The 13546-nt window shown below is 71.1% G+C and carries 14 protein-coding genes; 6 read left to right on the forward strand and 8 right to left on the reverse strand.

Going from position 1 to position 13546, the window contains the following annotated elements:
* Nucleotides 1-3 precede the first annotated feature (3 nt).
* Nucleotides 4-459: a universal stress protein gene (locus tag JJ691_RS42735; protein WP_249227379.1), complete on the forward strand. Its 456-nt coding sequence runs from the start codon at nucleotides 4-6 to the stop codon at nucleotides 457-459.
* Nucleotides 460-688: 229 nt separating this feature from the next.
* A complete protein-coding gene (locus JJ691_RS42740) occupies nucleotides 689-1282 on the forward strand; it encodes a pentapeptide repeat-containing protein (RefSeq protein WP_211765125.1) in 594 nt (197 codons plus the stop codon).
* A 54-nt stretch (nucleotides 1283-1336) separates the two neighbouring features.
* Here JJ691_RS42740 and JJ691_RS42745 read toward each other — a convergent pair whose 3' ends face one another.
* A complete protein-coding gene (locus tag JJ691_RS42745; RefSeq protein ID WP_249227380.1) occupies nucleotides 1337-3736 on the reverse strand; it encodes a glycohydrolase toxin TNT-related protein in 2400 nt (799 codons plus the stop codon).
* A gap of 261 nt (nucleotides 3737-3997) precedes the next feature.
* On the opposite strand from JJ691_RS42745, the gene JJ691_RS42750 reads away from it, so the two are divergent.
* The 3 genes from JJ691_RS42750 (at nucleotide 3998) to JJ691_RS42760 (ending at nucleotide 6432) form a co-directional block, all read left to right on the forward strand.
* On the forward strand, nucleotides 3998-4858 hold the full coding sequence (locus tag JJ691_RS42750) for a bifunctional methylenetetrahydrofolate dehydrogenase/methenyltetrahydrofolate cyclohydrolase (protein ID WP_211765127.1): 861 nt from the start codon (nucleotides 3998-4000) through the stop codon (nucleotides 4856-4858).
* Nucleotides 4855-5160 (forward strand): DUF3017 domain-containing protein, encoded by a 306-nt coding sequence (locus JJ691_RS42755; protein ID WP_249227381.1) that lies wholly within the window; start codon nucleotides 4855-4857, stop codon nucleotides 5158-5160. Before JJ691_RS42750 ends, JJ691_RS42755 begins: the two co-directional genes overlap by 4 nt.
* Nucleotides 5161-5445: 285 nt before the next feature.
* The gene (locus JJ691_RS42760) at nucleotides 5446-6432 is read left to right on the forward strand and encodes a malate dehydrogenase (protein ID WP_211765128.1); all 987 of its coding nucleotides are present in this window, start codon (nucleotides 5446-5448) and stop codon (nucleotides 6430-6432) included.
* 55 nt (nucleotides 6433-6487) lie between these two features.
* Here JJ691_RS42760 and JJ691_RS42765 read toward each other — a convergent pair whose 3' ends face one another.
* Genes JJ691_RS42765 through JJ691_RS42775 form a run of 3 tightly spaced genes read right to left on the reverse strand, consistent with a single transcriptional unit; the run spans nucleotide 6488 to nucleotide 9884 of the window.
* Nucleotides 6488-7678: a cytochrome P450 gene (locus JJ691_RS42765; RefSeq protein WP_249227382.1), complete on the reverse strand. Its 1191-nt coding sequence runs from the start codon at nucleotides 7676-7678 to the stop codon at nucleotides 6488-6490.
* On the reverse strand, nucleotides 7675-9141 hold the full coding sequence (locus JJ691_RS42770) for a sensor histidine kinase (RefSeq protein WP_211765129.1): 1467 nt from the start codon (nucleotides 9139-9141) through the stop codon (nucleotides 7675-7677). Before JJ691_RS42770 ends, JJ691_RS42765 begins: the two co-directional genes overlap by 4 nt.
* 11 nt (nucleotides 9142-9152) lie before the next feature.
* Complete coding sequence (locus JJ691_RS42775; RefSeq protein ID WP_211765130.1) at nucleotides 9153-9884, reverse strand: response regulator transcription factor; 732 nt, start codon at nucleotides 9882-9884, stop codon at nucleotides 9153-9155.
* Nucleotides 9885-9973: 89 nt separating this feature from the next.
* On the opposite strand from JJ691_RS42775, the gene JJ691_RS42780 reads away from it, so the two are divergent.
* Nucleotides 9974-10510, forward strand: coding sequence for a DUF3455 domain-containing protein (locus tag JJ691_RS42780; protein WP_211765131.1), 537 nt, complete (start codon nucleotides 9974-9976; stop codon nucleotides 10508-10510).
* A gap of 117 nt (nucleotides 10511-10627) precedes the next feature.
* Here the strand turns inward: JJ691_RS42780 and JJ691_RS42785 are convergent, their stop codons facing one another.
* From JJ691_RS42785 to JJ691_RS42800, 4 genes are read right to left on the reverse strand one after another with little or no spacing between them, the layout of a single operon-like run.
* Nucleotides 10628-10993, reverse strand: a complete 366-nt coding sequence (locus tag JJ691_RS42785) for a hypothetical protein (RefSeq protein ID WP_211765132.1) — start codon at nucleotides 10991-10993, stop codon at nucleotides 10628-10630.
* A gap of 9 nt (nucleotides 10994-11002) precedes the next feature.
* A complete protein-coding gene (locus JJ691_RS42790) occupies nucleotides 11003-11956 on the reverse strand; it encodes an ABC transporter ATP-binding protein (RefSeq protein WP_211765133.1) in 954 nt (317 codons plus the stop codon).
* Entirely contained in the window at nucleotides 11953-12753 is an 801-nt protein-coding gene (locus JJ691_RS42795) for an ABC transporter permease (protein WP_249227383.1), read from the reverse strand. Before JJ691_RS42795 ends, JJ691_RS42790 begins: the two co-directional genes overlap by 4 nt.
* Nucleotides 12746-13546 carry an ABC transporter permease gene (locus JJ691_RS42800; protein WP_249227384.1) on the reverse strand — a complete coding sequence of 267 codons (801 nt, stop codon included), beginning with the start codon at nucleotides 13544-13546 and terminating at the stop codon, nucleotides 12746-12748. Before JJ691_RS42800 ends, JJ691_RS42795 begins: the two co-directional genes overlap by 8 nt.

Here is a 13546-nt window from a genome sequence, read left to right on the forward strand (position 1 = left end):
GGCGTGCACGAAGACGCCGTACCGGGGTTCGAGATCGGCAAGGACGGGGTCGGCAGCATCGTCGTCGGCGTCGACGGCTCGCCGCCGGCCGTGAACGCAGCCGCCTGGGCCGCCGGGCTGGCCCGCCGCGAGCGGGCCCGGCTGGTGCTGGTGTACGTCGAGCCACTGGCCAGCGCCGCCTACTGGACGTCCATCGGCATGATCAACGCCGCCGAGACGGCCAACGACTACGTGGCCGAGGTGCGGCGCGAGGCCGCCAAGTTCCTCGACCAGTACGGCATCGAGTGGGACCTGCTGCACCATCGTGGCGATCCAGCCACCGCCCTGGAGCAGATCGCCGAGGAGCTGCGGGCCGACTGCATCGTCGTCGGCCGGTCCCGGCACAGCGGCCACCTGCTCGGCTCCGTGCCCAAGACCCTGGTCACGCGGGCGAAGCGGCCCGTGGTGGTGGTCCCGTGAGCGAGCTTGCGAGCGAACCATTCAACGCAGAGCGTCCGCGAACGCGGACACCGAGCGCTGGCGAGGTGCCGCGCATGAGCGAGCTTGCGAGCGAGTCATCCAGCACAGAGCGTCCGCGAACGCGGACACCGAGCGCTGGCGAGGTGCCGCGCATGAGCGAGCTTGCGAGCGAGTCATCCAGCACAGAGCGTCCGCGAACGCGGACACCGAGCGCTAGCGAGGTGCCGCAGTGAGCGTCGAGACCGGCGAGGACTACGCCGACGCCGTGCTCACCGGGCAGAGCTGGGAGCGCCGCTCGTTCGAACGCTGCGACTTCACCGACGCCGATCTGCGCGACCTGGTGACCAAGGCGTGCACCTTCACCAACTGCGACTTCACCCGGGCCGACCTCGGCGACACCAGGCACACCGGCACCGCGTTCCGGGGCTGCACCTTCAACCGGACCGTGTTCGCCTCGTCCCGGTTCGAGGGCTGCACGCTGCTCGGCTCCACCTTCACCGACTGCCGGCTGCGAGGTTGCGTCATTCGCGACACCGACCTGAGCCTGGCCGGCCTCGGCCGCGTCGACCTGCGCAAGATGGACCTGTCCGGGCTGCGGCTGCGGGAGGCCAACCTCGTCGAGGCCGACTTGCGGGAAGCCGATCTGCGGGACGCCGACTTCACCGGGGCGCGGCTGCTGCGGACCCGCCTGGAGGACACCGACCTGCGCGGCGCCCGCCTCGACCCGGACGGCCTGCGGCAGGCCCAGCTGACCGGGGCGAAGATCGACCTGGACCAGGCGGTGCGGTTCGCCGCGGCACACGGGCTGGTGGTCGAGGGCTGAGGGCTGACAACGGAAACGGGCCATGCACCTGGAGTGCATGGCCCGTTTCCGTTGTCACTGTCCGGTCGGCGGGGGAGTGCCCTGACGGACCTCCACCAGCGTGCCGTCGGACACCAGCTCGTCGATGGACTTCGGCAGCAGGTACGCGGTGCCGCCGCCGGGCTGGCCGAACCACGGCACGGCCACACCGGCCAGCGCCTGGACCGGCTGCTGCAGGCGGTACACGTGGTACGGCCGGGTGATCCACTCGGGCACGAGCGAGCGCAGCGGGAAGGGCGTGCCGCCGGCGTAGGTGAGGTTGCCGTCGGGCTGGCCGAAGCGGTCGATCTCGACGCCCTGGGGCAGCTCGATGACCCGCTTGCCGCGGAACAGCGTCAACGGCGGCTCGCCCCGCAGCGGCTGGATGGGCCACTCGTCGGCGCGGGGCGGCTGGCCGCCCTGCTGCTGTTGACCACCCTGCGGCTGGCCGTTCTGCTGTTGACCCAGGGGCGGCTGACCCTGTCCGGCCATCGGCTGGCCCATCGGCGGGCGGTCGCCCATCGGGGCCGGCCCGCCGCCCATGGCCGGCTGGCCCACGGGCGGTTGGGCCGGCATGGGCCGGGGCGGGGTCAGCGGCGGCAGGCCGGGCTCGGGCCGCGGCTCCATCCGGGTCGCCGGTTCGCCCCGCTGCGGCAGGTCGAGCGGCGGCAGGTCCGGCTGCTGCTCTTGGTGCGTGGCCCGCGAGGGAAGGTCCATCGGCGGCAGGTCCGGCTGGGCGGCCCGTGACGCCAGGTCGAACGGCTGCTGCTCCTGGTGCGCGCGGGACGCCAGGTCGAACGGCTGCTGCTCCTGGTGGCCGGCCCGCGAGGGCAGGTCCAGCGGCTGGTCCTGGTGGGCTGCGCGAGACGGCAGGTCCAGGGGCTGCTCTTGGTGCGCGGCCCGGGACGGCAGATCCAGGGGCTGGTCCTGGTGGGCCGCCCGTGAAGGCAGGTCGAGCGGCGGCAGGTCCGGCTGCGCGAGCGGCGGGAGCGGCACCGGCGTCGGCGCGATGTCCACCGGCTCGGGCTCGGGTTCCGGCTCGAAGTGCTGGTTCTCGGCGTGCCGGTCGAAGTGCTGGTTCTCGCTGTGCTGGGGCTCGGCGTGCTGGTTGGCGGACTGTTGGTCCGCGGCCGGCTCGTCGGCCGGCACGGGCCGGTTGAGCAGCAGCTTGCCCAGCAGGAACGCGGCGGCGTCGTTGTCGTCGTCGAACAGCATCGGTGTGCTGAAGCCGTGCTCGTACCAGCCGACCTGCCAGCCGTCCTCGACCCGCTCCAGGTACCAGGTGTTGGGCGACGGCTCGCCGATCCGGTACACCGACGACGGCACGTTCAGCTCGTCGAGCAGCTCACGCAGCAGCTCGATGCTGACCCCGCCCACTGGCTCGGGTGAGCCGGCCGGCGGTTCCGGCTCGGCCACCGGCTCGGGTTCCGGCTCCGTGAACTGGTCCACGACCAGCGGCTCGGGCTCGGGCTCCGGCTGGGGTTCCGGCTCGGGCTCGGGCGCGACCTGCGGCGGCTCGGGCACCGGCATCATCTGCGTGGCCGGCGGCTGCTGGCCCGGGGGCTGCTGGGCGGGCACCGGCCGGCCGTTGGGGACCATGGTGCTGAGCAGCGCCACGGCCTGGCCCCGGGTCGGCTCGTCCACCTCGGGCGCGTGGAAGTTGACCGAGCGGATGTGCTGCACCAAGTCGGGCTCGGGCGGCACGCCGTAGCGGGCCAGGTAGAAGATCACCGCGGCCGGCCAGATCCAGGTGCCGTCGGTGTGGAAGGCGAACGGGATGGACTCCGGGTTCTCGTGGGCCAGCCGGTCGCTGTCCATGCCCTGGGCGGTCATGACGACCGGAGCCGTCTCCAGGTAGTCCAGCACCTTGCCGACCTCGGCCGGGTCCAGCGGCGGCCGGTTCACCGTCGGCCGTCCGTCGGGCCCGGGGCCGTCGAAGATCCGCGCCGTGCGCAGCCGGCCGGGGCCCTGGTTCTGCGGGGGCATCGGCGGCCGGGCCGGGGCCGGCGCCTGCAGCCGGCCGGCCAGCCACTCGGGCACGTTCTCGTCGGTGCGCGGGAAGAAGCGCATCTCGTCGGTGTAGGCCATCGGCGGCGGCGGGTTCTGCCACTGCGGCTCGTCCCGGTCGAAGTCCAGGTTGTAGCTGGACGGGCGGTCGAGCTGGTAGCGGGCGTTGAACCAGGTGCCGCGGCCCTCGCGGTACATGCCGGCCCGTAGGCGCGCGAACAGGGACGCGGTGTCCGCTGGCGCGGTCCAGGCCCGGCTCTGCCCGTCCTGGTCGGTCACCTCGGCAGACAGCTCGAAGTAGCGCCCGGCAGCCCGGTAGTAGGCCCTGACCTGCTCCCAGTCCTGGGGAGCCGCCTTCATCAGGGCCAACCCGATCTGCTTGACCAACGCGTCCTGTTCGACTGGGTTCAGCGGGGTCGGCTGTGACACACGCCCATCCTCTCGCGTTCCGTTGCGATCTGACACCCGCCTCACACCGGGTGTGGCCCAGACCTCCCTGCTCCTCGTCACGACCAGCATTGATGATTGACCCCCGGCTTGGCCAACGGGGGGCGAATGCCGCAATCGGGCGACCGTGAGTTATGAGATCGGTAGACGTCGCGTCCGTTACCTGGCCGATGGGGTGGTTTCGAGTGTTCCCGGCCTCGCCCCGCGCGGACGCCGCGTGGCCGCCAGGGCAGAATGGGCGACGTGACCGCCACGATCCTCGACGGCAAGGCCACCCGCGACGCGATCTTCGACGACCTGCGGGTCCGGGTCGCCGCGCTCAGCGAGCGGGGGGTGACTCCGGGCCTGGCCACCGTGCTCGTCGGTGACGACCCCGGCTCGCACGCCTACGTGCGCGGCAAGCACGCGGACTGCGCCAAGGTGGGCATCACCTCGATCCGCCGCGACCTGCCGGCCGACATCTCCCAGGCCGACGTCGAGGCCGTGCTGGACGACCTGAACGCCGACCCGGCCTGCACCGGCTACATCGTGCAGCTGCCGGTGCCCAAGCAGCTGGACACCGGCGCGCTGCTGGAGCGGATCGCGCCGGCCAAGGACGCGGACGGCCTGCACCCGGTCAGCCTGGGCAAGCTGGTGCTGGGCGAGCCCGGCCCGCTGCCGTGCACGCCGAGCGGCATCGTGGCGCTGCTGCGCCGCTACGACGTGCCGATCGCCGGCGCGCAGGTGTGCGTGGTCGGCCGCGGCGTGACGGTCGGCCGGCCGCTGGGCCTGCTGCTGACCCGGCGCAGCGAGAACGCCACTGTGACTCTTTGCCACACCGGCACCAAGGACCTGGCCGCCGAGGTGCGCAGGGCCGACATCGTGGTCGCCGCGGCCGGCGTGGCCGGCCTGATCACCGCCGACATGGTCAAGCCCGGCGCGGCCGTGCTGGACGTCGGCATCACCCGTACGGACGAAGGGCTGCGCGGCGACGTGCACGCGGGCGTCCGCGAGGTGGCCGGCTACCTCGCGCCGATGCCGGGCGGCGTCGGCCCGATGACCCGGGCGATGCTGCTGGCCAACGTGGTGGAGGCCGCGGAGCGCGAGCTCGCGGCTCGGTCGTGATCACGGTGACCGGCCGCCGCCGGTGGACCGAGGAGATCAGCCGGTACACGCCGTTCGTGCTGGTGTTGGCCATCGCGGCGGCCGGCGTGCTGCTGATCTTCCTGTACCACTGGCGGATCGGTTCCGGCCTGATCGGCGGCTCCCTGCTGGTGGCGGCCGGGCTGCGGGCCCTGCTGCCGGACAAGCAGCTGGGCCTGATCGCCCTGCGCCGCCGGTTCACCGACGTGCTCCTGTACGGCGGCTTCGGCGTCCTGATCGTCCTGGTCGCCGCCACCATCACCGGCGGCCCCTTCGACCACTGACCCGTATGCGCGAGTCCCGCGCTCGGGCAACTGAGACACAGGTTTGGGACGTGCCCCGAAGTCGACACACGGCTGCCTGAGAGCGGGACTCGCGGGGGTGTCCGTGGCCACCTTGCGACCCTGCTCACGGCCGACAGTCGGGGATCTCCGCACCTTGGTAATCTGCGGCAACCGGGCGACGCGCCCGGTGCGCGGTCCCGGTGCTGAGGCCGCCGGACAGGACTCCTGCCATGGTGGTCGCACCCGTGGACGTGATGCAGACTGCGGATCGGGAGGATCTTCCCTGTGGCACGCTCCGTCAACGTGACCGTCACCGGTGCGGCTGGCCAGATCGGCTACGCACTGCTGTTCCGGATCGCCTCGGGTCAACTGCTCGGCCAGGACACCAAGGTCCGGCTGCGCCTGCTGGAGATCCCCCAGGCGGTCAAGGCGGCCGAGGGCACCGCCATGGAGCTGGAGGACTGCGCGTTCCCGCTGCTGGACGGCATCGACATCACCGACGACGCGAAGACGGCGTTCGACGGCGTGAACGTGGCCCTGCTGGTCGGCGCCCGCCCCCGCACCAAGGGCATGGAGCGCGGCGACCTGCTGGAGGCCAACGGCGGCATCTTCAAGCCGCAGGGTGAGGCCATCAACGCCGGCGCGGCCGACGACGTGCGCGTCCTGGTGGTCGGCAACCCGGCCAACACCAACGCGCTGATCGCCCAGCAGCACGCGCCGGACGTGCCGGCCGAGCGCTTCACGGCGATGACCCGCCTCGACCAGAACCGCGCCATCTCGCAGCTGGCCAACAAGCTGCAGGTGCCGGTCACCGAGATCAAGCGGCTGGCCATCTGGGGCAACCACTCCGCCACCCAGTACCCCGACCTGTTCCACGCCGAGGTCGGCGGCCGCAACGCGGCCGAGACGGTGGACGACCAGGAGTGGATCGAGAACACCTTCATCCCGACCGTGGCCAAGCGCGGCGCGGCGATCATCGAGGCGCGCGGCGCCTCCTCGGCCGCCTCGGCCGCGAACGCCGCCATCGACCACGTCTACGACTGGGTGAACGGCACCGCCGAGGGCGACTGGGTGTCCATGGGCGTGCCGTCGGACGGCTCCTACGGCGTGCCGGAGGGCCTGATCTCCTCGTTCCCGGTCGTCTGCAAGGACGGCAAGTACGAGATCGTGCAGGGCCTGCAGATCGACGCCTTCTCCCGGGCCAAGATCGCGCACACCGTGGCGGAGCTGGAAGAGGAGCGCGACGCGGTCCGCAAGCTGGGCCTGATCTGAGGCATGAGTGACAAGAAGGCCCCCGCCGCGGCGGGGGCCTTCTTCGTGGACCACGTCACCAGGCGACGGGCAGCGAGTCCGCGCCGTACACCACGGACATCTTGCGCAGCTTCACCTGGTCCGGCTCCACCGCCAGCCGCAGGTTCGGGAACCGGTCGAACAGCTCCCGGAACGCGATCTGCATCTCCACCCGGGACAGCTGCTGGCCGAGGCACTGGTGCACGCCGTGCCCGAACGCCACGTGCGTGCTGTGCGTGCGGGTGATGTCCAGGATCTCGGGGTTGTCGAAGCGCGCCGGGTCCCGGTTGGCCGCGGCCAGCGAGCAGATCACGGTCTCGCCCTTGCGGAACTGGTGCCCGCCGACCTCGACGTCCTCGAGCACGCCGCGCCGGGTGCCGAACTGAACCACCGACAGGTAGCGCAGCAACTCCTCGACGGCTCCGTTGAGCAGGCTCGGGTCCTCGCGCAGCTTGGCCAGCTGGTCCGGGTTCTGCAGCAGCAGGAACGTGCCGAGGCCGAGCATGTTGGCGGTGGTCTCGTGGCCGGCGATGAGCAACAGCAGGCCCATCTCCGCGACCTCGTCGTCGGTCAGCGTCGGGTCCGACTCGAACAGGCCGCTGAGCATGTCGTCGCCGGGCTCGGCCCGCTTGCCCGCGACCAGCCGGCCCATGAACTCGCGGATACCGTCGGCGGCCTTGCGGATCTCGTCGATCGGCAGGTCCACCCGCAGCAGCCGGTGCGAGCGGTGCTGGAACTCCTCGCGGTCCTCGTAGGGCACGCCCAGCAGCTCGCAGATCACCAGCGACGGGATCGGCAGCGCGAACTCGGCCACCAGGTCGCCGGAGTCGCCGGCCTCCTGCATGGCGTCCAGGTGGTCGACCACCATCTGGTGGATGCGCGGCTCCAGCGCCCGCATCCGCCGCACGGTGAACTGCCCGGTCAGCAGCTTGCGGTAGCGGCCGTGGTCCGGCGGGTCCATCGAGATGAACATGCCCTTGGGGACCTCGAACTTCTGGTCCGGGGGGATCACCCGCATCGGATCGGTGATGTTCTCCGGCCGCGAGCTGAACCGCGGGTCCGCCATCACGAAGCGGACGTGCTCGTAGCTGGTCACGAGCCAGCCCAGCGAGCCGTCGGGCATGGCCAGCCGGCTGATCGGCTGGTCCTCCCGCAGCTTGCGGTACTCCTCCGGCGGGTCGAACGGCGTCGGCCGCTCGATGGGCAACGGCGCTGCCTCGATGGTCACTGCACTCTCCCCTCATGTTCGCTGTCCCCAGCCAACCCGGTCGGGCTGACCGCCGACTCCCATGAACCTGACGAAAGGCTGACAGTGAAGACACTGCCTTCACCCGGTCGGGTCACGAGGTCGACGGCGCCGCCGTGGGCCAGCACGATCGAGCGCACGATGCTCAGCCCGAGCCCCGTGCCGCCGGTGCCCGGGCTCCGGGCCTGGTCGGCGCGGAAGAACCGCTCGAACACCCGGCCGGCGGTCGCCTCGTCCATACCCGGTCCGTCATCGGCCACAACCAATTCCACCCTGGCACAGTCGCCGGTCACGCGAACCTCGACTTCCGTGCCCGAAGGGGTGTGCACCAGGGCATTGCTGATCAGGTTCTGGAGCACCTCGCGTAGCCGGTTCTCGTCGCCGGACACCACGGTCCGGCCGCGCACCAGCAGTCGGATCCGCCGCTGCGGGGCGGTGACCTGGGCGTCGGCCACGGCGTCGGCCGCCAAGGCGCCCAGATCAACCGTCTCGGCGACCGGCTCGTGTTGCTGGTCCAGTTGAGCCAGCAGCAGGAGGTCGCCCACGAGGTCCTGCATACGAGCCGACTCCTGCTGGATCCGCGACAGCGACAGCGCGGTCAGCTCCTCGCCGGCCAGGCCGTGTTGGTGCATCTCGGCCCAGCCGCGGATGGTGGTCAGCGGCGTGCGCAGCTCGTGCGAGGCATCGGCGACGAACCGGCGCAGCCGCTCCTCCGACCGCTGGCGCGCGTCGAACGCCTCGTTCAGCGCCACGACAACCTGACCGATCTCGGTGCCCTCGTTCGGCGCCTCGATCCGCTGGTGCAGTTCGCCGGCGGCGATCCGGCGCGCGGTGCGCGCCATGTCCCGCAACGGATGCAGGCCGACCTTGAGCACCGCGAAACTGAGCAGCCCGATGCCGGCCAACGCTGCCGCCGTCGCGATCAGCTCGAACAGCACCAGCCGGTCCAGCGCCTGCTGCGTCGGATCGAGGCTCTCGGCCAGCAGCGCGCTCGCGATCGGTTCCTGCCGGCCGTCCGGGTACGTGAAGCGGATGTTGTGGCCCACGCTGAACATCTGCGCCCGGTACTGCGGGCCGCCGTCGGAGGACAGCGTCACCGGCTTGGCCGCGAAGTCCTGGCCCAGCGTCGCGGGCAGCGTCGGCGGCGAGGTCGGCCGGCCCGACGACTCCAGCGCCGGCGTCTGGTCCAGGATCCGGCCGTCGTCGCCGACCAATACGACGACGTAGCCCGGTTGCAGCAGCACGGCCAGGCTGTCCTTGGTGACCACTACCGGTGCGGTCTCGATCGCCCTGGTCACCCGGGCGGTGGCATCGGAGAGCCAGGCGTCCGCGCGGTCCTGGAAGTACACCTGGAGCGCGACGATGGAGGCGGCGTCGACGATCACCATGCCCAGCGCGGCCAGCGCGATCACCGCGCAGACCAGCCGGCCGCGCAGCGACGTCACGCGCCGCACCGTCAGCCCTCCCGAAGGCTGTAGCCGAAGCCGCGGACGGTGTGGATCAGCGGCGCGCCGGTGGCGTCCAGCTTCTGCCGCAGCCGGGACACCACCTTCTCCACCACGCCGTCGCCGAAGTCGTGCCGCCACACCTGTTCCAGCACCTGGGCCTTGGACACCACCCGGCCGGCGTTGACCATCAGATAGCGCAGCAGCCGGTACTCGGTCGGGGACAGTTCGACCAGCCGGCCGTCCCGCGTCACCCGGCGCGAGCCCTCGTCCATCACCACGCCGCCCACGCTCAGCACCGGGTCGGGAGCGTCGCGGCGGGCCCGGCGCAGCAGCACCTGCACCCGGGCCAGCACCTCCGGGATGCTGAACGGCTTGGTCAGGTAGTCGTCGGCGCCGGTGGTCAGGCCGGTCACCTTGTCCAGCACCGAGTCCCGGGCGGTCAGCAGCAGCACCGGCGGCGAGTCTGGCAGTTCGGAGACCCGGCGGCACACCTCGAAGCCGTCCACGTCCGGCAGCATCACGTCCAGGATGACCAGGTCCGGCGGGTCGGCGGCGACCCGCTTGAGCGCCTCCCGGCCGGTCCCCGCGGTGCGGACCTGGTAGCCGGCCAGGCCCAGGGTGGTGGCCAGCATCTCGGTGATGCCCGGCTCGTCGTCGACGACCAGCAGCTGCTGGCCCTGCCCGTACACCAGCGGCGGTTCCACCTCGGCTGAACGAACCGGGCCGAGTCCGCGTTCCATGGTGACCTGGGTCACATTGTCGAACCCGTGCTGAGGATCCCCCGTTTTGTGGTCGATCGGATCGGCTACCGGCCCTGGGAGACAACACCATGAACCGCGTGACGACGGCACTCGCCCTCGTGTCCGCGCTCGCCACTGTCGGCGTCGCCGCCAACTCCGCGCCCCAACCCGAGGTGAAGCCCGTTGCCCAGCAAGAGGTTCCAGCGCCGGTCGCGGTGAAAGTGCCGGCTGGCAACCGAATGATCGCCACGTTCGACGGCCGGGGTGTCCAGATCTACACGTGCGCCAACGCGGCGTGGACCCTGCTCGAACCGGCCGCCACCCTGTCCGACCACGGCAAACCGGTCGCACTGCACTTCAAGGGCCCGATCTGGGTGTCGACCGTCGACGGCAGCGAGGTCGGCGCCGCCGCCGTGCCCGGCGCGTCCGCGCCGCGCCCCGGCGCCGTGCCGGAGCTGTTGTTGAAGGCGACGGAGAACCACGGCAAGGGGCAGTTCTCCGACGTCACCTACGTGCAGCGGCTGGCCACCCGAGGCGGCCTCGCACCCGCCGGCCCGTGCACCGACGGGGCCCAGGTGTCGACGCCGTACTCCGCCACCTACGTCTTCTGGGCCGCCGCCCGCTGACCAGACCGACATTGGTCCAGTCGGCACCCCCGTTTTGATGCTGGGAAAGGACCATTCCTCTCGTTGGAGTGGAGGAATGGTCCTTTCCAAACGTTGATGAGGCGGGGATTGGTCTGATCAGCTGGAGCAGGCCTGGCGGACGGCGTCGAACTTGGCCGCCTCGTTCTGGGCCCACTTGGCCAGGTCACCGTCGGTGAGGTGCTTCAGCGTGGCTTCACCGGCGGTCTGGGCGGCGTCGGCCAGGGCCTGGGCCAGCTTCTGGTCCTGGGCCTGAGTCGACAGCTGCTGTAACTGGTCGGCCAACTGCTTGGCGTGGTCGGCGCTGCTCCGCGCGGCGTCGCTGAGCTGGCCCAGCATCGTCGAACCCAGCGCCTGGGCGCAGATCTCCGACTTCGTGCTCGGCGTGCCCGACGCCGAAGCCCCGCAGGCCGTCAACGCGAACATCGACGACACCGCCACCGTTACGACCAATTTCGCCCTCATCACACCACATTACCGGTGATACAGGGACCGGACGACGTCGTCGATGTCCGGTTCGATCACGGCCACGTCGTGCACCGGCGAGCGCTCGGCGATCATGGTGATCAGCGCCGCCGCGGTGGTCGCGTCCCGGCGGAACGACAGCTGCTGCCGCAGTCCGTTGGCCTCGACCTTGACCTCCCGCACCCCCGGCAGCCCGGTCAGCTCCTCGCACGGCCGCTCGAAGTCCACCACCAGCACGCGTTCGGGCGTCACCTCGTCCCGCAGCTCGGCGAGCGGGCCGTCGGCCAGCACCCGGCCGCGGTCGATCACCATCATCCGCCGGCACAGCCGCTCGATGTCGTCCAGATCGTGCGTGGTCAGCAGCAGTGTCGTGCCACGGTTGGCGTTCAGGTCGGCCAGGAACTCCCGCAGCCGCTCCTTGGAATCCAGGTCCAGCCCGATCGTCGGCTCGTCGAGCACCAGCAGCTCCGGTCCGTGCAGCAGCGCGGCCGTAACCTCGCCCCGCATCCGTTGGCCCAGCGACAACTGCCGTACCGGCGTGTCCAGAAACGCCTGTAGCCCAAGCAGTTCGGTGCACTCCTGCAACCGCTTGGCGTGCTCGCCGGCCGGCACCCGGTAGATGTGCCGCAGCAGCTCGAAGCTCTCCAGCAGCGGCAGGTCCCACCACAGCTGGCTGCGCTGCCCGAACACCACGCCGATGCGCCGGGCCAGCTCCGCACGCTGTCGGGACGGATCGAGCCCGCACACCCGGACCCGTCCGGTGGTCGGCACGAGAATGCCGGTGAGCATCTTGATGGTGGTGGACTTGCCGGCCCCGTTCGGCCCGATGTAGCCGACGGTCTCGCCGGCCTCGACGGTGAACGACACGCCGCCGACGGCCACCACCTCTTCGCGGGTCCGCCGGAACCGGCCGGCCTTGCGGGTGACGGTGAACGTCCGGCCCAGCTCGCTGACCTCGATCATGATCCTGTTCCTCGGTAGTGGCGGACGGCGGAGCGCCAGATCAGGCCGGCGACCACGGCGGCGAGCACGGCGACCGGAGCGCCGAGCCAGCCGAGCCAGCTCGGCGCGCCCAGCGGGTCGGCGTGGTCGAGCAGGGTGAGCGCGGGGTAGTAGGCGACGAACGCCCCGGGCACCAGATAGGCCAGCAGGACACGCATCCAGCCGGTGTAGATGGAGATCGGGTACGAGGTCAGGTAGCTGCCGCCGTAGGTGACGGTGTTGGCCAGCTCGCGGGCGTCGATGAACCAGAACGACACCGAGTTGGCGGCCACGAAGATCGCGCCGAAGATGGCAGCCCCGGCCACCGGTGTCAGCACCAGCAGCAGGACCTTGGCCGGCGACCAGTGGATGTCCGAAGTGGACAGAACGTAGACCAGCACGCCGAAAGCCGTGAGCACACGGCCGATCCGGCGCAGCTGGAAGTCGCTGGCGAACAGCTGGAGCAGTGTCCCGAGTGGACGCATCAGCACCACGTCGAAGGTGCCGGCGCGGATGTAGGTCGGTAGCCGCTCGATGCTGCCCACGGCCATGTCGGCCAGCCCGAACGACATCCCGGACAACGCGTAGAACAGCAGCACGGCGCTGATGTCGAAGCCGCCGAGGCTGGCCACCCGGCCGAACACGATCAGGATCACGACCAGGTCGTTGGCCTGGGCCAGGGCCTGCCCGAAGCAGTTCATCACGAAGGAGCTGCGGTAGCTGAGCTGGCTGCGGACCTGGGCCCGCGCCAGCCGGGCGAACACGGCCAGGTCAGCCACCCTGCACCACCACCTTGTGCATGGCCCGGGCCAGCACCAGCCGGCCGGCGGCGGCCAGCAGGAGCAACCACAGCAGCTGCTGGCCCAGTGTGGCCGGCGCCGAACCGTCCTGCACGAACACGTTGATCGGATACTGCAGCATGGACGGGAACGGGGTGAGCGCGAGCGCGTGCTGGGCCCAGTCCGGGAAGTAGGACAGCGGGATCTCCAGCCCGGCCAGGGTGCCGGAGAGGACCCCGTACAGGGCGCGCACGCCGCGCGAGTCCAGCAGCCAGAACGTGGTCATGCTCAACAGGAACCGGATGTGGAAGCTGACCAGCACCGCGAGCACGGTGCTGACCAGGAAGGCCGGTGCGACCAGCGGGTCGGTCGGCCAGCGGAACGGGAACAGCAGCGCCCCCAGCAGGACCTGCGGGACGAAGCGGGCGATCGCGCTGAAACCGGCGCGGCCCAGGTCGGTGGCCAGCAGGGCGGCCTGTAGGTCCCACGGCCGGGACAGGTCGACGACGACGTCGCCCGTCCGGATCCGGTCGGACAGGTCGTCGAAACTCCAGAAGTCGACGACGCCGAGCAGCCCTTGGCCGAGCCAGACGTAGGTGATGGAGGTGGTCAGGTCATAGCCGCCGATCGAGGCCCCATCGCGCGCCAGGTACACCGCTGTCAGGATCCCGACCTTGATCAGTCCGAAGACGACATTGGTCGCGGTCCCGGCGAGCACGGCTTGGCGGTAGGTGGAGTACCTGTGGAATCCGGCGAGCGTGATGCGGAGATAACAGCCGATCACAGCGGACAC

Origin of the sequence: Kutzneria sp. CA-103260, from assembly GCF_018263855.1 — a bacterium.
Taxonomy (GTDB): domain Bacteria; phylum Actinomycetota; class Actinomycetes; order Mycobacteriales; family Pseudonocardiaceae; genus Kutzneria.

What these genes read in the sequence shown, in the direction of transcription:
- JJ691_RS42775 (WP_211765130.1), bottom strand. Translation starts at nt 9,884, where the DNA reads ATGGAACGCGGACTCGGCCCGGTTCGTTCAGCCGAGGTGGAACCGCCG.
- JJ691_RS42780 (WP_211765131.1), top strand. Translation starts at nt 9,974, where the DNA reads ATGAACCGCGTGACGACGGCACTCGCCCTCGTGTCCGCGCTCGCCACT.
- JJ691_RS42785 (WP_211765132.1), bottom strand. Translation starts at nt 10,993, where the DNA reads ATGAGGGCGAAATTGGTCGTAACGGTGGCGGTGTCGTCGATGTTCGCG.
- JJ691_RS42790 (WP_211765133.1), bottom strand. Translation starts at nt 11,956, where the DNA reads ATGATCGAGGTCAGCGAGCTGGGCCGGACGTTCACCGTCACCCGCAAG.